Source organism: Entomobacter blattae, assembly GCF_014672835.1.
Lineage (GTDB): Bacteria > Pseudomonadota > Alphaproteobacteria > Acetobacterales > Acetobacteraceae > Entomobacter > Entomobacter blattae.
In genome coordinates this window covers 1,793,935-1,810,881 of record NZ_CP060244.1, presented here as the reverse complement: position 1 = coordinate 1,810,881, position 16,947 = coordinate 1,793,935, and the positions used below count along the sequence as shown (strand labels likewise).

Genomic DNA, 16,947 nt, shown 5'->3' with positions numbered 1-16,947 from the left:
TATAGCTGCAGATATATCCAGTTTCTATTTCCCTTACTTAAAAACTCCTGGAAAAATATACGATAATCTCAGCCGGAGCAAAACCCCAAACGAAGCTATTCCTAAAGCTTTTTACAAGAGAAGCAAGTTTTTGGACTGCACATTCTTATACAGCCTCAATGGGCCTTTTCTCACCGCCCACCCTATACCGAAACAAATAAGAAGAAGCAATCATTTCTACAGGCGTCGGAACAATCCCAAGTGCAGATAGCCCTGGCAACATTCCGCTCTCTATCGAATCAGAAACAAGAAGATCAATAATATCTGGTGTTACGATCTCTCCCGGTAAAAATCTGAGTAAATGTCCTGCCATTCGCATTAACGCAGGAGAAACATTGACTAAAGGCTGTGGTCTGCGGGTTATCTGCATGATCATGGTCATAAGCTCACGGACTGTCCATACTCGTGGGCCAGCAAGCTCAAAAACTTTTCCAGCCGTGGCTGGGGTTTGAAGGGCTATCCGTAATGCATCACCTATATCCCCTGCATAGACGGGTTGCAGGCGTGTATCAGGGTAAATTACAGGCATAATAACCATATACCTTCCCCAGCTTGCCAATACGTTTAAAAACCTATCTTCTGGGCCAAAAACAACCGACGTTCTGAACACTGTCGCCTGTGGGAAATGCTGGATCGTTGCTTGCTCTGCTAAAAAATGGCTTTTTAAGAATGATGAAGCGCTTTTTTCTTCAGCCCCAAGCACAGAAATATAGAATAACCGCTCAACTCCGGCAGCTGCAGAAAGCCGGGCAATAAATTCTGCTCCCTTAACGCCATTTCTTTGAAAATCAAGCTTAGAGCGGCCACGTCCCCGACCAGAAATATTAATAACATAACGGGCACTTTCCACAGCCCGCGTTAAAGTGTCTTCATCTTTTAAATTGGCATAGAGTGGCACTATTTGGCCAACACGCCCTAGCATCCGTAACCATGCCAGCTGCTCAGGACGGGAAGACGCAACACGTATGATATACCCCAGTGCAGCCAACCGTTTGACAACATAATGAATTAATGGGCTGTTACTATCAAAAATTGTAACAATATTACGTGTTTCCATAATTTCTTTCATCCGCAATTGGTAAGCCACAAGGACTATTTCTTACCCATGGGCAGAAATACCTGCTCATATCATAACATAGCCGGCTCTCTTATACTTCTTAATAACCTCAAAAGCCAAGAGGAGATCCGTTAAACTTCGAACAGAATTTTTCTTTTGAAAATGGAAACCAAAATGGAAAAAATCCTTCCTAAGCATTGACCCTATCTTTTTTTCGGGATAATAAGCTTACAGATTTGGTTTATGCCCAGATGGCGGAATTGGTAGACGCGCAGGTTTCAGGTACCTGTGACCGCAAGGTTGTGGAAGTTCGAGTCTTCTTCTGGGCACCATTAATTTTTTTATTTCAATGGTTTATGTGATCATTTGGTGTAATTGGGTGTAAGCACAATTACGTTATCGCTCTATTTTAGCAAACCGTTCCTTCTCCCCTTAAAAAATAAATAAGAAAAACCTTACTGTTGTAGTCTGGCCACCCACCTCTCTCCCAAAAAAGCATATTCCCACTCCTGAAGAGCTGGCCTTGCAGCGCAGGCTGGAAAGTGGGTTTGGGGGCTCCATGGGCTCTGGCATTGATACAGGAAGTGCCGAGAAAAAACCGATGCCTGAACGCAAGTCTGAAGAAAGTTCTGCCTTGAGCAGAAGACTTTCAGGCGATCACAGAGCTCCAGCTCCTGCTTCCGTCATGGCCCATCCCCGCTTCATGGTGCCCAAGGGAACAATGATCACCTGTGGGACATTAACAGAGCTCGATACCACTGTGGCAGGGCTGGTCTCGTGCCGGGTCAGCCGGGATGTGTTTTCAGCTGATGGCACAGTGCGTCTGATTGACAAAGGGGCTGTGGTGGATGGGGAGGTCTCTTCTGGTCTCTCCCACGGACAGGAACGTATCTTTGTCTTGTGGACACGCCTGCGCAACCCTGATGGTGTGGTGGTCAATCTTGACAGCCCCGGCACCAACCGGCTTGGCAGTGCTGGTATTGAGGGGCAGGTCGATACCCACTTCTTCGACCGCTTTGGCGATGCAATGATGATCAGCCTGTTCTCTGACCTAAGCCAGTCTACTATTGGCACGCTGTCAAATCTCACGCAAAAACACAACACGGCCAATATCTCCACCTCCAATACCCAGCAACAGACCAGCCAGATGGGCAATACTGTGTTGCAGAACACGGTCAATATTCCCCCCACCCTTTATGACCAGCAAGGTGATGTGGTCTCCATCTATGTTGCCCGTGACCTCGACTTCTCATCGGTTTACTCACTGGCTTATGGAAGTGCCCCATGAGCCAGAACCTAAGTCCGAGTCAGGATCACAGTCAAGAGCTACGTCAGGGCCAATCCCCTACTCCTAGCCCAAACCCAACACCACGGCGCGATTATGCTGCAAGACAGGTGCTCTCCCCTCTGGATCGCTATCTTGGTGATCCAGACATCTTTGAGATCAGGATCAACCGTTTTGGCGAAGTGGTCTGTGACACCACCACAGGCAAGACATTCTTTCCTGATCCTGCCATAACAGAACCCATGCTGCACACTTTGACCAACGCCCTGCTCGCCTTTAATGGCAAGGGCAGAAAGCCCATTAATGATGTGCTGTTGCCTGACGGCACCCGAGGGATCATCTGCTGGCCTCCGGCAACGCTACCGGGCACTGTGCTTCTCTCCTTTCGCAAGCATTTGCCCGTGACCAAAACTCTGGCCCAGCTTGAACAGGAAAAGCGCTTTGCAGGCTTCAGCCACAAAAGGCAAAACCAGAAAGGCGAGCTTTTCCCCTTTGAAATGGAGATGCTTAAACTGCTTGATAAAGGGGATTTGCCAACCTTCTTTACCCTAGCCGTTCAAAACCACCAGAATATTGCAGTCGCCGGGTCCACCGGCTCTGGCAAGTCCACCCTCACCCGTTCCCTGCTTTTGGAAGTCCCTTCCCATGAGCGTCTTATCATCCTCGAAGATATTCATGAGATCACCGCCCCCAATGCGGGAGAAGCAGGCTTCCTGATGTATGAGCAAAAGGGTGACGTGGGTCGGATTACCGTTAGTGAAGCCCTGCGTGCCTGCACAAGACTGACACCCGATCGGATCATCATGGCCGAGCTGCGCGATGAAGCGGCATGGGATTATCTGGCCGGGGCTAATACGGGTCATCCAGGGGGTATCTTCTCCACCCATGCCGACAGTGCGCTCACAACCTCCTCCCGTATTGCTGATCTCGTCAAGCAGAGTGCGGTGGGCCAGGGTATGGAATTTGAGACCATTCGCAGGAAGATAGAGCAGACCCTTGATGTGGTTGTCTTCATGAAAAACTGGGAAGTCAAAAAAATTCTCTATGACCCCAAAGGCAAGAGGGGCATAACGTCATGAACTGGAACAGGAATACAGTTTATGGAGTATTGTCAGCTTTTATCATTATTTTAAGCCTTTACCCTTATTGGCCAAGACTCAAACAGGCTTTTGAAACCACTCCTGCCCCCATTACCCTTGTGCAGGATCAGGCTGCCTCCCCCTCTCCTCATCCCCCTTCATCTGCAAACTCCCCTGTCCTTCCTGCGCCTACCCTACAGGCGGGCTTCTCACCCGAAGGCAGCGCTGAAGCACTCGTACTTTCTGTCATCAACAATGCCCAGTCCTCGTTGCGGATTATGGCCTATTCCTTTACCGCACCCAACATCACCACGGCCCTGATCAATGCCAAAGCGTGCGGAGTGGATGTCAGGATGGTGGTTGACGAAAAGGGCAACAGGGATCGCTACAGTACCAAAGCCCTTACCGCACTCAAAGAAGCAGGCATTCTCATCCGCACGGATAGCGATTTTGCCATCCAGCACGACAAGGTCATCATCGCTGATGAAGAAACCGTAGAAACTACCCCTTCAACTACACACAGTCTGCCGAAAGGCGTAACAGCGAGAACGCCCTCGTCATCTCCCATTCCCCACAACTCGCAAAAAACTACCTCACTCACTGGCAAAATAGATGGAATAGGGGGAAAATTATTGATGAGAATATTACACCAACAAATTATCTAGATACCCGGTTTTTTACTTTACGATAGGCAATATACGACTACATCATCAGGATTATCTTCTTTTTCTGGACAATTCTTTGGAAAAAAATATTTTATTTTAATATTTCCATATGAATTCGCAAGCATCACTAGACTTGTACAAGATAAAGTAATATGAAGTTCTGTATTGGATATCCTCTTTAACTTACCTTTAGAAGGATACCCCCGATAGAAAAGCGCTACAATTTCACTATTTATATATCGGAAAAAACTCTCTTCCTTATAGCCCAAGGTTTCAGTATCAACATCTTGCACAACAATACCGGTAAATATGATATCTGAAGGAAAAGAAATTTCTCTGTTCCAACATAAGAGGCTTTTAATGTTTTGTCTTGTGAGTATTCCGTAAAATAGACTGTATTAAACAGACGGGCGTTTTCAATCCAGAAGCACAAATTCTTCGCCAATTAATAAAATCTCAAAAGAAAGAAATCTCATAAATAAAATCTTATTTAATTAATTTACTATAAAATAAACGTTTAAATAAAAATAAGAAAATAAAAAGACTTAAAACAGAGATAAATAAACTTACACACATCAAACTTATATCAAAATATTTTGATATAAACAAAGGAAAATATAACGATACAGACAAGGATAGTGTCATTGATGTGGAGTATAATGAAAATAAAAATTTTTGTGTATCTATAGTATATTTCACTTGAATATTATATCTAATTAAATTATTTACAATATAAGATGATAAAATAGAAGAAAAAAATAAATATACCATATTAAACTTGTTAAAAGGATATAATACAATACAAAAAACAATGTAAAAATACAAAATAAAAAAACAGAAAAATGTTAATGTAGTAATTTTTATTTTAAAAAATCTCCTTTCTAAGGAAATTAAAATAAAATTCAATAAGTAACAAAAAATATATGAGAATAAAAAAATATTTTCAATATTATTATTTTTATTATTATTAATAATAATAATTGATATACACTCACTCATTACCTGACCAGACAGTGAGACAAAAAAGAACAAAACAACCAGAAATATACTATTATATTTCTTAATGTGTTTTTTTTCTCCTATATAGATAGATTTATTATCTTTTACTATTTTTCTGTTAAAAAAGAAAATATTAAAAATAATCATAAATAAGAAACAAGAAAAAGAAATTACTCTTAAGTAAAACCTCTATCTAAAAATATCTAAATTATCGTAATAATAAATATATAAAATATTTAAATACTTTAAAAAAACCAAGTTATTAAAACTATACTTATTCCCAATATCAAATCAGCAAAGAAAATTTTTTGTAAGGAGATTTTTTCTGCTGTAGAGGAAAATAATAATGGTATCAACAAAAATTCACAAGTACCATAAAAATAATTGGCAACAAAAAACCAATAAAAATTCCTACTAAATGACAATAATAGAATAAAGAAACAACAAAAATAAGAAATTGTATTTATGTTATACCATACCTTATCTTTTATAAAAAAGCCAATATTAAAGCTGATATGCTGCCAAAACATAAATTGGGAACACCAAATAATACAGCCATATCTATACTAGATACATTTAAGTCTTGTTTAACTGAAAAAAACAAAATTTTCTGACTTTGCTGTACAGCATTTAATAACCCCCCTATTACACCAATCATAACCGGATAAAGAAACCACAACTCTTCTATCCAATCTAAAAAATTAACAAAAAAAGATTTTTTAGAATTATTGATGAACATAACTTATATGTAACAATTTATTTATCATATTACTGCTTGCGTATTCTAACTTTTATGAAATAGTGTTTGTAAATGATAATGGTTATTAAAAACGATAGTGAGGCTAAATGAATAAAACCAAACCAATACAAAAATCAAGTGATCTACAAACATTTGAAGAGTATTTCAAAGATATGGATATCGATTTTCTATTAAATCAAGTTTCTGGTGGGGAAACTAGTTGTTTCGGTTCTGTAGGAACCGCAGGAACTGCTGGAACCGTTGGGACCGTTGGAACTTTCGGCAGTGGATCCTCTAGTATGTGTATGGGGTGTTCCTCTTAGGAGTTTCAATCTAGAAGATAAATAAATCTATATTTGCAACATAAATATAAGGTTGGCATCTTGGATAAGAAAAATTCTCTACAAAATGATGATTTATCTGACATACAGATTTCTGAGTCATCTGAAAGCACCACAAATAGAAAAAAAAGTTTCTCTTGTTTTGGCACCTGCGGATCTTTCGGGTCAGTAGGCAGTGTAGGTGGAACATTTGGAACAGCTGGAACTGCTGGAACATTTGGATGTACTGGTGGTATAAAGAGCACCAGTTATAAAAGAGACCCTAATGAATCCTGATAAGTTTATTAAAAGAATTACACAGGACTACTTAGCACCCCCTTTAATTTTGGGTGAGCAACTTTATCCAGATTTTTTTTCTGGAGATATTGGTAATATTAATCAAACTTATGTAACCCAAAATGGGCAACATAACGGTTCATATGTATTTGTAGATAACAACAGTGAACTTTCAGGAACTGGGGTATCTAAAGACCCAAAAAAAGCTTTATTAAAAGCTTGTATGGAGGGATTGGAGCGTTACTCAAGTACTGTTCTCGACCCTAAAGATATTATTTTTTCTTCTGGGAAAAATCTCAATAATCATATGTCAATGGACAATATCCCGTTATTTTCACAGAATGAACTTACCAATTATTCAAACATTACAGGACAATATCAAGAGAACGAAGAAATAAGATGGGTACTAGGGTACTCCTGCAGATCTAAAAAACGGGTATTTCTTCCTTTAGTAATGGCTTATTTTTTACAGAATAGGTTTGAGAATGAGAAGTTTTGTCTTCCTATTTCAACTGGCGTAGCAGCTCATTTTAGTCGCGATGAAGCAATTCAAAGAGCAATACTAGAAATTATTGAAAGGGATGTGATCTCTACCGTTTGGTTGGCTAATATCGCCCTACCAAAATTAGAGCTTTCTTCTGATTTAAGTCGTGATGTTATAGAGATAATAGAAAACAGTTATCAAATTGGTAGACCTATTACAGTTTTTGTTAACCTGGGAGAATTCTCTATACCAACATTTTATGCGGTTAAACGTAACCCAGATCATTTCCAGTTGGGTACTATTGTTGGTTGCTCAACAAACTCAGATATTAACCAAGGTATTCTAAAAGCAATTTCAGAAGTATTCTGTGTGGAAATCGCTTTAGAAAACATGATTACTCAAAACGATATAGTTGCTAAAACACCTTACGATTGCATTAAAATTCATGATGGTGCCCTATATACGGGGCAATCTATCTATAACTTTGCTTTTGATTTTCTGCTCAATTCTAACGATAAAATCACCTATTCCGATATAAATAAACATAGAATCAAATTCCAAACAACCAAAGAACTTATAGATCATCTCATTAGTAAAGGTCTTGATATATATCTTAGAGATCTTACCACTGATGACATTCGTGATTTCGGAGTTTATGTTATTCGCGCAATTATTCCGGAGTTAATGCCTTTCTCTAGTGTCATGAAGGCCAGGTATCTAGGAAGCCAACGCTTATACAATGTTGCAAACTCATATCATAAAAGTTCTTTTTGTGAAGAAGACGTCAACCCTTTTCCACAGCCTTTCGCATGATACTTAATTATTATTACAATAAAGATGATTATTTTGCTTTTAAAACAAAGCATAAAATTGATAAATTACTAAGCAAGTATGACCTTGATATAACCTCAAGCTCTCTTATAGTTATTAGTTCTTTAATGAATAAAACTCTTTTCTTAAAAAACATCAATACAATAGAATTTACGCCTTACCAATCCGTTTACGCCGTTTTTTTAGAGATGGGTTCCTTAGCAATCAGTCCAGGATTTGATTCTTCTGCAAATTTGAATTGTATTCAATGTTTTTATCAGAGACTTATAGCGCATTTTGCTAGACAAAGTTTGAACGAAAACCTATCAAAAATAAACCAATTTCAGCAAGAACAGGTTGTTTTCAAATCATTTTTAGAGACCCACAGCAACTTAGCAGCCAAAATTCTAAGTCAAAAAATTTTGCACCGAGAGCATTCCAATAAAACCACGCAATTAATCAATTTATTCTCTTTAAATTATACAAGTCTAAATTTTAATCCTCTGCACAAATGTCAATGTAGAAATAGCAGTGATGGCGTTTACCAAGATTTCTCTAGTATATTAACATGATTAAGTATTTAAACAAATAAAAATTAAGGTAAATATCGTATGAAGAGTAGTGTATCTTTTAATGAAGCTGTTGGTCCTTATTTGTTCGACTCCGAACTGTTTCAACGACTACCAGACTACCCAAAGGTTTCACTAGAACTAAAGATATACGAAGTTGATGATAGCACTGTATTGTTAGTTACAGACAACTCTTTTATAGTCATGCATGGTAAAAATATTTTTCAACGGATAACGCCTATTGTAAAACTGTTAGATGGACAAAAAAGTATAAATGCACTAATTAATGATAACCCAAACATTAACAAAATGGCTATTTGGGGTATGATTTCCTTTTTATATTCAAAAAATCTTCTAGAAAGTGGAAATGACACTGGTAATGATTTAACACTTGAATATGATGAATTCTTATCCAGTTATTTTGGTTATCTCTCTTCAAAAAATGGTTTAGCTCTGTCGAGGAATAGATTATATACTGAGCTAACTCAAAAAAAAATTGGTGTCATTAATGACTGCCAAAATATTTTCGAAGATTTTTCTCTTTTAGCAAAAAATATTAATACAATAGAAAACATTCACAAAGATTCCCCCTGTGATATATACATTATTCTTAATTATGAAGAAAAAAACGTAAAACTTACTGAAGCAGCTAGACTCATTCTTCAGACAAAAAAGAAACCACTGTTCTTTATAACATCTACTGAAAAGAAAGTATTGATAGGCCCCCTCGTACTGCCAGGTTTCGGTGTAACACCTGGTTGCTTTAGTGATTTTCTAAATAATCCTCACGAGGAATTAACGCCCTTTATCCAAGACCCATTAGATATTTCATCTCAAATTATTGAATCCATCATCGTATCGTTTTTTTCTTTAAATATGGAAAATGTTCCTATCTCCACCTGTATAAAAATTGATAAGCCAACAGCATTTTTTAATACTGCTCAATTAAAAATTCCTCACACACATTATTGGACATCCAACTTTAATTGGTTAAAAAACGAATTACTCGGTATTGATGAAATAAATAAAATTTTTAACCTCCATGTGACGACCCAGCGCCTACCGCCTCCGTATCGACCCATTGTTGGTTATGAAATGCATTATTATCCAAATAATAAGAAATTAGCCTCAACCAACATTCCATTATTCCCGAAAATACATAAAAAAGAAACAAATTTTCTATTATTGGAGTGGCTGGTTAAGCACATATTACCAATTTGCAAAACAATTTACAGTATCAATAAAAACACTGATCGTAGTTTGTGCCCATCTGGAGGGAATATTAAATCTGCTTTATTATTTATTTCAGCATATGATCAAGAGTCTTCTACAGAGGTTTTTTTTCAATATAACCCATATACTAATAGCTTTATTTTCATTAATGAAATTCATGCCCTGACGTAAAATATTTAAATTCAGGCTTAAAATACGGTGTTAGCTTTATATTATTAAGCAACATCAAAAATTTAAAAAGTAAGTATTACGATTTATCTTTTCGTATCTCTCTCCTTGATGCAGGAATTTTAGCAGAATTTGTTAAAATGTCTGTTTTTCTTCATGGATTTCATTGTAAAGTAAGCTTTTTAAATAATGAGGAAAATATTAAAAAAAATCTGTTTGTAAACGGTAATGATCTAGTCTATGTCAGTCAAACAATTCAGATTTATCAATCTCTCTACCCTTATTCAAGTAATGCTAATGATGAGTCGCCAAGCATTAGTGCTTTAACAAATTCTATAAAAAACTATTTACCTAAAGCCCCTGCCCTCGCTCTACACTCATTAAATATAGACTCTCCTCAGGCACTCTATGAGATCTTATGCCAAAGAGAGGCTATTAGAAACTTATCTCCTGATCTAAACATTTCTTTAGCAATTGATATAATAAAAAGTACACTTTCTATATCACCATTAAATTCAAACTTAGACATAAAATACATTCTATTGCATAAAAAAAATGCACAACAGAGAGCCATTTACACTATAGCTAGTAATGGTGATATCCTTTCGAGTGACATTATAGAAGAAAAAATAGCAAGTACTATTTTGATACAAAAAAATTTATCACAAGCCGCCTGTATTGTTTTTATTATTATTAACTTAGAAAAATATCTCTATCAACATGGTGCCATAGGTTATCGAATTGCAATGATGAAATCTGGTGAAAAAGTCATTGATCTTTGGTTAAGCTGCCTAGCACACAACCTAGTTGGATGCCCATGTGGTGGGTTTTCAGAAAGCATCTTGTTACCTTATGGTATAGATGGGTATTCTAACACCGTAGGTATAGCTTTTGCTTTTGGTGAAGAAGTTCTTTAAGTCATTCAAAATGGTAACAGATCATTCTCCAGATTCTAAAGAAATGATGTTATTTGGGAAAATTATGCACCTTCACACATTCTCAGATGATTTTTTATCTGAAGTGAGAATAAGACGTATTTGGTATTCATGTTCTTTTTTACAAGCAACCATAATTAAAAACCAAGTTCAAAATAGTATAGGATATCTTTGCTGGGGCATGTTCAATAAAGAATCTATTCTTATTTTAAAACACTTTGAAACATGGCCTATATATAACTATGAATGGAATGAGGGAAACATACCAACTTTAGTAGACCTATTCATCTTACAACGTTATAGGAAACAGTTTACAAGTAAAATTCTTCAAACAGTTAAAAACATTTCTTCTTCAAAAATATTTATTCCTAATAAAAACTGTTTTAAGAATGGTAGTTAAATGACTCTTCTACGTTGTATCTATACCAGCCCTACAACTGCCTATAAACTTAAAAGAACAGAACCAATTTGGATATCAGATACACTTAATTACCAACTATCTGACAAAGGCCTTTATTCAAATGATCTAGCCTTTGCCATTCCTGACAATCAATTTTTTTTACCGTCTCATTTTGATTTTTCCAAACATACAATTATACAGATGGAATATTATGGAGGATATGGTACACGTGGAAATGGAGGAGGAGTTAGAACCGCTAATTTTCTTGAATACCAATTAAAGGGCATCGGTAAAAACGCATTACTAAAAAACTCGTCCGACTATGCAGCCTATAGCCTTGGTGAACTTTTACTACAAGATGCTGCAACTGAAATCGTTTTTTCTAAACTAGTCGACCATTTATTACCTTTTGGTTCAGTAAAGCATTATGGAATAATATCAACAGGAATACATTTCCATTTTAACAAAAGCAAGACAAGCGATTTTTTTTACAGAAAAGACGGTATCGGCGCTATTCTTATCCGCGATCAAACTGTACGCCCAGCACATTTTATCCCCAGTTACAAATATCTTCCTAACTTATTTAGGCGCCCTTTGTTAGCAACAAATACTGAACGGTGTCGATATAGTAACAAAAAATTATTTGAAACAAAACAATACAACAACATACTAAAAACATTCTTAAGAAACTCTGCTACTCAGTTTGTATACTCTAAACTATCTAACCTCATGCATGGAACAATTGCCCCTGCCAATATCTCTCTTGATGGGCAATGGCTTGATCTATCCCATACTGGTATTGTGCAAGTAAACGGAAATAAAAAAGAAGCTCCAGAATCTCTCTCTTTTTTTGATGAAGCTTTCTACCCAAGCCAAATTGCTCATGAAATGACTTATAATTATAAAAAATTCAACTATCATGCTCCTGTTGAACACTCAATTCATCATACATATTCTGAATTATACGAACAAATATGGCCAAAAGCTTTGATAGATATATGGGACATCCCACATCAATGTATAATGAGTTGTAATTTTACGTATTTTTTAAAATTTATAGAAAGAGAAATGTTTGCAAACCACAGATATACGACTGACGAGGAGTTCAGCATTCATAAAAACACTAACTTTATTAACACATTATTTTTTCCTGATCAAAATGATCAGTTGGCAATAAATGCAAAAAAATTTTTTCTAGAGCAAAAACATCAATTACTAAAGGGATATACCTCTAATAACACAGATATTGCAGTTTATCTATATATTAAATATTATATAAAATACTATACTCTCAGTGAATTTACAAATTCTGCAGTAAAAAATAAATTTACTAACTTTGCTTTTAGTATAAAAGATATAAGAAAACATATAAATTATTATAATAACCTAATTCAATGTATTTTTTGCAAATCAAACGGAAGAGCATATTTATACAAAACAGATGAATTAAATATTTACTATGATATTTCTAATGGAAATTTTATTATAAAAAACGATTCTAATAAGAACAGAATAAAAAAAATAAATGACCTAATTAAAAAAATTTCAAATATGAAAAATACACTCCTTGATAAAAACATAATAGTATTAACTTCTATGATCAATATTTTATCAAAAGGGGTAAATAGGCTTACTAAAAATACAGATTTTTTATAAAATTTTACATCTACAGAATTTTATAGAGTTAAGAACGCGTAACGTTTTCAAACAACCCTCTACTTAGTCTTTTTTATTTTGTTATTAGCTTATTTTTCCCATAAAATTTTGTCTCTTTTCCTTTCCCCATGTGTCTCTCTTTAGCTCCAATACTGCGGTTTTGGTGGTTGGTTTGGCGATGGCTTCGGGAAATTTTTGACAGTCGTTGGTGTAAATGCTAGCCTTGTGCCTTACTCGTGAGATGCCAACGTCATAGACCTCTTTGCTGGTGGTTCAAGAATTGGATATTTCGCGATAGTGACCAACCATACCTAGGGTATCACCTTATCTACAGCGGGTAGATAGATGTATGAGCATACGAGACAGACCACCTACATATCCCGAAAAAGAAAACTTTCTTCTTCCCACGATTAATCTTTTCGCATTCTCTCATGCTTGTCCCGCAGGCTTCCTTTCCTGCAGGACTTCCATAGAAAAATACCCCTTTGATAATATCCCGCTCATTTTCATGGCATGCAACCCAAGCCGTTTGCTTGGAGAAAGCTTAATCTTTTCATTTTTAGAAATAAAAGAGATTTACCCTCATCTACCCTAGGCGGGCGCTGAGCAATTCTTATACAAAAAACTTCTCCATTCCTTCAGAATAATGCTCAACCATCCCTACTACCGCTATGGAAGTGTTGTCACATCAACCTTTTCAAGATGGATATGATCACTTTTAAAACTTTCCAGTTTCATAATCCCATTAACCCACGCTTTCATATTGGTCACAATCTCGTCTTTCTTTGGAATGTCCTTGACGTAAACAACCAGACGTGCGTTGACAGTGCAATTCCCCTTATAATTTGGAATGGCGCAGGGATAGTAGAGGATACCAGCCCCCACCATCTTTCCCTTCTCCGTAAAGGCTACTACCCCCATTTCTTGAGCTGAGTGGCGTCTGTATCCATTTTCATAGTAAAACTCCTCTTTTTTTGTGCTTTATCATTTACCGATATTGTAAAGACCTGTATGAGCTGGTCAATCAACGTGCCATTCTCATAAAGGTAGCTGTAACGGTGCCGGGCCTGCTTACCAAAAAAGGCATTTGCTTTTTTTATCCAATCAAGAGTCTCAATCTTCTTTTCTTCACAGGGCTGACCTGTAGAACAGAGGAGGCTTGATGGACCCGCCCCAAACCCTGTACGGGGAAACACTAAAAGGCTAAAAGATGCCCAAAGAACAAGTGCTCCAAAATGGTTTTTCCGCATTTTTACCCCTTATTTTAGCCGATCAGCTTTCAAATACCCTGCCTTAATATCCGCTTCTATCAAATTTTAGTCCCCTTCACTATTAGGGCAGTTCGAGGCAAAAGACCTTACCGTAATCTTGTAAGGTCATTAATATTCCTTTTATCAGACACATGTATCAGGTACAGGAACTGGCTTCAAAAGCTCACACCCATTGTTGCATAGACAGCTCTTCCTGGAGCGTAGGCACAGTTTGTTAATCTTTTACATTCTGCTACAAATTTGGCATTTGCCATGTTGGTACCGTTAACTTGCACATTCCATTGTTTATAACGAAGGCGCGCCATTACATCCATGACAGTATAAGCATTAACGAAATGCCTATTAGGCAAATCTGCGGGCGTATTTCCTTGATAACGGACCCCTACCCCAAGATTTAGGATAAGATCAGTCGAAAGATCAAACTGTTTTTCCACAAATAAATTGGCAAATCGATTTGGAATACTTGTTTGCCGATTGCCAAGATTTTCTTGCTGCTTAAGCGTTGTCACTTTTGTAATTCTTGGCTCCTGATAAGTCAATGATCCAATAATTCTACTATTAAAAGGTAGGCTCCCCTGAAATTCAAGCTCAACGCCCCGCGAACGTTCCTCTCCAATAGCAATTTGGGATGAAACATTTTGTGGATCGGGACCCAAGACATTTTTTTCTTTTAAATTATAAGCAGCCAACGTCACTAAAAGATTGAGATCGTCGGGTTTATACTTTAAGCCCACTTCAACTTCATCCCCAGTCAGAGGAGCAAAGGGTTGACTGTTAATATCTACCCCTGATTGTGGCATAAAAGATGTTGCATAAACAACGTAAGGAGATAATCCAATAGGTGAATTATAAATCAGGCCGGCACGACCAGTAAACTTTTTTACATTCTGGTGCGCCTCGCCCGCATCTCTATTATCAGTAATATTGCCTGTAAAAAAATCTTCTCGTCCTGTTAATAATACATGAAAACTACGCCAACTTAACTGATCCTGAAAATATAAGCCTGCTTGATCCTGAGTCTGATTAGTACTAATATTTGATCCATATCGTGGGTAGCGAATAATTGGATTATATATAGGATGCAAAAAATCCAATGATGGAGCAGCAGCTTCTCCACGCCTTTGCGCTGAAAAATCTCTTCTAAAATCAAGTCCCATCAACACCAGGTTTTCAACATCGTTCAATTTTATATTGTAGGTTGTACGTGTATCAAATGTTACGGTATTATAATTTCCACTTTGTAATAAAGCACGACGTTGAACATTAAGGAAAGCAGGCGTTAGTGCTGCTATTGCAGTAGTCGGTGTTACAGCACGATAAAGGGTATCTATATGGGAAAATCGGAAATTTTGAACAATTTTCCACTCATCGTTCAAGCTACGCTCAAACAGATACCCAACAGAAACCTGACGCTTTGAATAAATATCATAATCTTTATCGCCTGAAAGGGTATCTCTTGCTATCCTGCCAACGACACTTGGTGTATTTGTTCCAAAAAACGGTAAAAATTGTGTAGCCGATCCTCCCTCATTTTGCTCATAATGACTCAAGAGTGTTAGCTTGGTGTTTTTATCAATAAGATATGTAAAGGATGGAGCAACGAATATTTCATTATTTTTTATATTAATGGCATAAGTATCAGACCGACGAAGCAATCCAACAAAACGCCATAGTAATTTTTCATTGAGAGCTCCCCCCACATCAATTTGTCCTTGAACTCTATTAAAAGATCCAGTTTGCAATAAAAGCTGATTCAGAATATTTTTATGAGGTGTTTTACTGACCGTGTTAATAATCCCCCCAAGCTGACCAGAGCCATAAAGTGGCGAACTGGCACCTTTAATAACGTCAATCTCCTCTAAATTCCATGGTTCGATATTGTAAGATTGAGCATCTGGAGCGTTGGGAATTCTCATGCCATCAAGATAAATGCTTGGCTCAAAACCCCGTATCGTGCCGAAAAACCCTCGAGGATCATCCTTTGAACCATAATCACTTACACCTGCAATATAACGAATAGCCTCATTTATACTCCGTGCGTTTAAAAGATTTATCCTATCTTGAGAAACAACGGTAATACTTTGTGGAGTTTGATCAATAGCCGTATCCGTTTTTGTAGCAGTGGTATTGATGTCTTTAAATATTGAATAATTTTTATTAAATTTATTTAAATGACTTTTAACAACAATATTTTCAACTTGATTACTGCTATCAGCGAATGCTTCCGAATTAATACATATTAATGAAATATACAATACTATGTTTTGTTTTTTCACAAGAGATGTAAACACAGAGACACTCCAAACTTTTAATAAAATTTTAACTTCTATTAAAAGAAATACTAATAATGATTATTAATATCAACTATGCATACAAAAAAATAATATAAATTATATTTTAGTTGTCGGTATTATTGTTAAACTCTATAATGGAACGTTAGGACAATAGCATTTACCCTTGGCGGATGAAGAAAAATTCCTCCTCATAACCCCAACAAGAAAAGTAAATTTTAGAGATAAACGATTTTTTATTTTTTAGTATTGCTGTCCCATAATGGCCTTATATTCCTTACATAAGAAAATACAAGAATGATTGAAAAATAAGTTTTCTTTTGACAGAGAATTTATACAAGAAAATGTACCTTCTACACTTTAACTTAAACCTTATTGCGTCTTGAGTGAGATAATTGAATTCTTCTTTATTTTTCAGATAGTAAAACAAAAATATTCAGAATATCTCATGGTGCTTCCAGAAGCGACCAGTGCAAAACCAGAGCACCTCTCCTACGAATTTATTTGCATATACAAAATAGCCAAAGCCGTTCAGCGCCTTGATAAGGATGCGATTTCTGACGAATTTTCTGGTGAACCAAGAATGACTTTGATACTTCCTATTCTTTGAACGCCATCTCCTCTTTGAAAACCAATAAAAAGAAGACCTG

The 16,947-nt window shown here is 36.6% G+C and carries 17 protein-coding genes and 1 tRNA gene; 12 read left to right on the top strand and 6 right to left on the bottom strand.

What is annotated here, in order from left to right:
• Window positions 1-145: 145 nt before the first annotated feature.
• Window positions 146-1,096, bottom strand: coding sequence for a complex I NDUFA9 subunit family protein (locus JGUZn3_RS08075; protein WP_203413045.1), 951 nt, complete (start codon window positions 1,094-1,096; stop codon window positions 146-148).
• A 245-nt stretch (window positions 1,097-1,341) separates the two neighbouring features.
• On the opposite strand from JGUZn3_RS08075, the gene JGUZn3_RS08070 reads away from it, so the two are divergent.
• From JGUZn3_RS08070 to JGUZn3_RS08055, 4 genes are all read left to right on the top strand, one after another.
• Window positions 1,342-1,428: transfer RNA gene (locus JGUZn3_RS08070), tRNA-Leu, on the top strand.
• A 191-nt stretch (window positions 1,429-1,619) separates the two neighbouring features.
• A complete protein-coding gene (gene virB10 / locus JGUZn3_RS08065; RefSeq protein WP_203413044.1) occupies window positions 1,620-2,384 on the top strand; it encodes a type IV secretion system protein VirB10 in 765 nt (254 codons plus the stop codon).
• Window positions 2,381-3,460, top strand: coding sequence for an ATPase, T2SS/T4P/T4SS family (locus tag JGUZn3_RS08060; RefSeq protein WP_203412723.1), 1,080 nt, complete (start codon window positions 2,381-2,383; stop codon window positions 3,458-3,460). Before virB10 ends, JGUZn3_RS08060 begins: the two co-directional genes overlap by 4 nt.
• Window positions 3,457-4,125, top strand: coding sequence for a phospholipase D-like domain-containing protein (locus JGUZn3_RS08055; RefSeq protein WP_203412722.1), 669 nt, complete (start codon window positions 3,457-3,459; stop codon window positions 4,123-4,125). Before JGUZn3_RS08060 ends, JGUZn3_RS08055 begins: the two co-directional genes overlap by 4 nt.
• Window positions 4,126-4,142: 17 nt before the next feature.
• Here the strand turns inward: JGUZn3_RS08055 and JGUZn3_RS08050 are convergent, their stop codons facing one another.
• Window positions 4,143-4,418: a hypothetical protein gene (locus JGUZn3_RS08050; RefSeq protein ID WP_203413043.1), complete on the bottom strand. Its 276-nt coding sequence runs from the start codon at window positions 4,416-4,418 to the stop codon at window positions 4,143-4,145.
• Between the two features lie 1,193 nt (window positions 4,419-5,611).
• Complete coding sequence (locus JGUZn3_RS08045) at window positions 5,612-5,863, bottom strand: hypothetical protein (protein WP_203413042.1); 252 nt, start codon at window positions 5,861-5,863, stop codon at window positions 5,612-5,614.
• Between the two features lie 107 nt (window positions 5,864-5,970).
• Here JGUZn3_RS08045 and JGUZn3_RS08040 point away from each other — a divergent pair, with 107 nt between their 5' ends.
• From JGUZn3_RS08040 to JGUZn3_RS08005, 8 genes are all read left to right on the top strand, one after another.
• Window positions 5,971-6,186 (top strand): hypothetical protein, encoded by a 216-nt coding sequence (locus tag JGUZn3_RS08040; RefSeq protein ID WP_203413041.1) that lies wholly within the window; start codon window positions 5,971-5,973, stop codon window positions 6,184-6,186.
• Window positions 6,187-6,246: 60 nt separating this feature from the next.
• Complete coding sequence (locus JGUZn3_RS08035) at window positions 6,247-6,480, top strand: hypothetical protein (RefSeq protein ID WP_203413040.1); 234 nt, start codon at window positions 6,247-6,249, stop codon at window positions 6,478-6,480.
• Window positions 6,470-7,777 (top strand): YcaO-like family protein, encoded by a 1,308-nt coding sequence (locus tag JGUZn3_RS08030; RefSeq protein WP_203413039.1) that lies wholly within the window; start codon window positions 6,470-6,472, stop codon window positions 7,775-7,777. The genes JGUZn3_RS08035 and JGUZn3_RS08030 overlap by 11 nt, the downstream gene beginning before the upstream one ends.
• Complete coding sequence (locus tag JGUZn3_RS08025; protein ID WP_203413038.1) at window positions 7,774-8,346, top strand: hypothetical protein; 573 nt, start codon at window positions 7,774-7,776, stop codon at window positions 8,344-8,346. Before JGUZn3_RS08030 ends, JGUZn3_RS08025 begins: the two co-directional genes overlap by 4 nt.
• A gap of 39 nt (window positions 8,347-8,385) precedes the next feature.
• Window positions 8,386-9,747 carry a hypothetical protein gene (locus tag JGUZn3_RS08020; RefSeq protein WP_203413037.1) on the top strand — a complete coding sequence of 454 codons (1,362 nt, stop codon included), beginning with the start codon at window positions 8,386-8,388 and terminating at the stop codon, window positions 9,745-9,747.
• Between the two features lie 137 nt (window positions 9,748-9,884).
• Window positions 9,885-10,661, top strand: coding sequence for a nitroreductase family protein (locus JGUZn3_RS08015; protein WP_203413036.1), 777 nt, complete (start codon window positions 9,885-9,887; stop codon window positions 10,659-10,661).
• A 10-nt stretch (window positions 10,662-10,671) separates the two neighbouring features.
• Window positions 10,672-11,079 (top strand): hypothetical protein, encoded by a 408-nt coding sequence (locus JGUZn3_RS08010; protein WP_203413035.1) that lies wholly within the window; start codon window positions 10,672-10,674, stop codon window positions 11,077-11,079.
• On the top strand, window positions 11,080-12,735 hold the full coding sequence (locus JGUZn3_RS08005) for a hypothetical protein (RefSeq protein WP_203413034.1): 1,656 nt from the start codon (window positions 11,080-11,082) through the stop codon (window positions 12,733-12,735).
• A 669-nt stretch (window positions 12,736-13,404) separates the two neighbouring features.
• Here JGUZn3_RS08005 and JGUZn3_RS08000 read toward each other — a convergent pair.
• The 3 genes from JGUZn3_RS08000 to JGUZn3_RS07990 form a co-directional block, all read right to left on the bottom strand.
• The gene (locus tag JGUZn3_RS08000) at window positions 13,405-13,656 is read right to left on the bottom strand and encodes a hypothetical protein (RefSeq protein ID WP_203413033.1); all 252 of its coding nucleotides are present in this window, start codon (window positions 13,654-13,656) and stop codon (window positions 13,405-13,407) included.
• Complete coding sequence (locus JGUZn3_RS07995) at window positions 13,647-13,985, bottom strand: hypothetical protein (protein WP_203413032.1); 339 nt, start codon at window positions 13,983-13,985, stop codon at window positions 13,647-13,649. The genes JGUZn3_RS08000 and JGUZn3_RS07995 overlap by 10 nt, the downstream gene beginning before the upstream one ends.
• A gap of 176 nt (window positions 13,986-14,161) precedes the next feature.
• Entirely contained in the window at window positions 14,162-16,297 is a 2,136-nt protein-coding gene (locus JGUZn3_RS07990) for a TonB-dependent siderophore receptor (RefSeq protein WP_203413031.1), read from the bottom strand.
• Window positions 16,298-16,947: the final 650 nt, after the last annotated feature.

Bases quoted from the DNA above. Each gene is read 5' to 3' on its own strand.
- JGUZn3_RS08075 (WP_203413045.1), bottom strand. From the start codon at position 1,096: ATGGAAACACGTAATATTGTTACAATTTTTGATAGTAACAGCCCATTA.
- JGUZn3_RS08060 (WP_203412723.1), top strand. From the start codon at position 2,381: ATGAGCCAGAACCTAAGTCCGAGTCAGGATCACAGTCAAGAGCTACGT.
- JGUZn3_RS08055 (WP_203412722.1), top strand. From the start codon at position 3,457: ATGAACTGGAACAGGAATACAGTTTATGGAGTATTGTCAGCTTTTATC.
- JGUZn3_RS08045 (WP_203413042.1), bottom strand. From the start codon at position 5,863: ATGTTCATCAATAATTCTAAAAAATCTTTTTTTGTTAATTTTTTAGAT.
- JGUZn3_RS08040 (WP_203413041.1), top strand. From the start codon at position 5,971: ATGAATAAAACCAAACCAATACAAAAATCAAGTGATCTACAAACATTT.
- JGUZn3_RS08030 (WP_203413039.1), top strand. From the start codon at position 6,470: ATGAATCCTGATAAGTTTATTAAAAGAATTACACAGGACTACTTAGCA.
- JGUZn3_RS08025 (WP_203413038.1), top strand. From the start codon at position 7,774: ATGATACTTAATTATTATTACAATAAAGATGATTATTTTGCTTTTAAA.
- JGUZn3_RS08020 (WP_203413037.1), top strand. From the start codon at position 8,386: ATGAAGAGTAGTGTATCTTTTAATGAAGCTGTTGGTCCTTATTTGTTC.
- JGUZn3_RS08015 (WP_203413036.1), top strand. From the start codon at position 9,885: ATGTCTGTTTTTCTTCATGGATTTCATTGTAAAGTAAGCTTTTTAAAT.
- JGUZn3_RS08010 (WP_203413035.1), top strand. From the start codon at position 10,672: ATGGTAACAGATCATTCTCCAGATTCTAAAGAAATGATGTTATTTGGG.
- JGUZn3_RS08005 (WP_203413034.1), top strand. From the start codon at position 11,080: ATGACTCTTCTACGTTGTATCTATACCAGCCCTACAACTGCCTATAAA.
- JGUZn3_RS08000 (WP_203413033.1), bottom strand. From the start codon at position 13,656: ATGGGGGTAGTAGCCTTTACGGAGAAGGGAAAGATGGTGGGGGCTGGT.
- JGUZn3_RS07995 (WP_203413032.1), bottom strand. From the start codon at position 13,985: ATGCGGAAAAACCATTTTGGAGCACTTGTTCTTTGGGCATCTTTTAGC.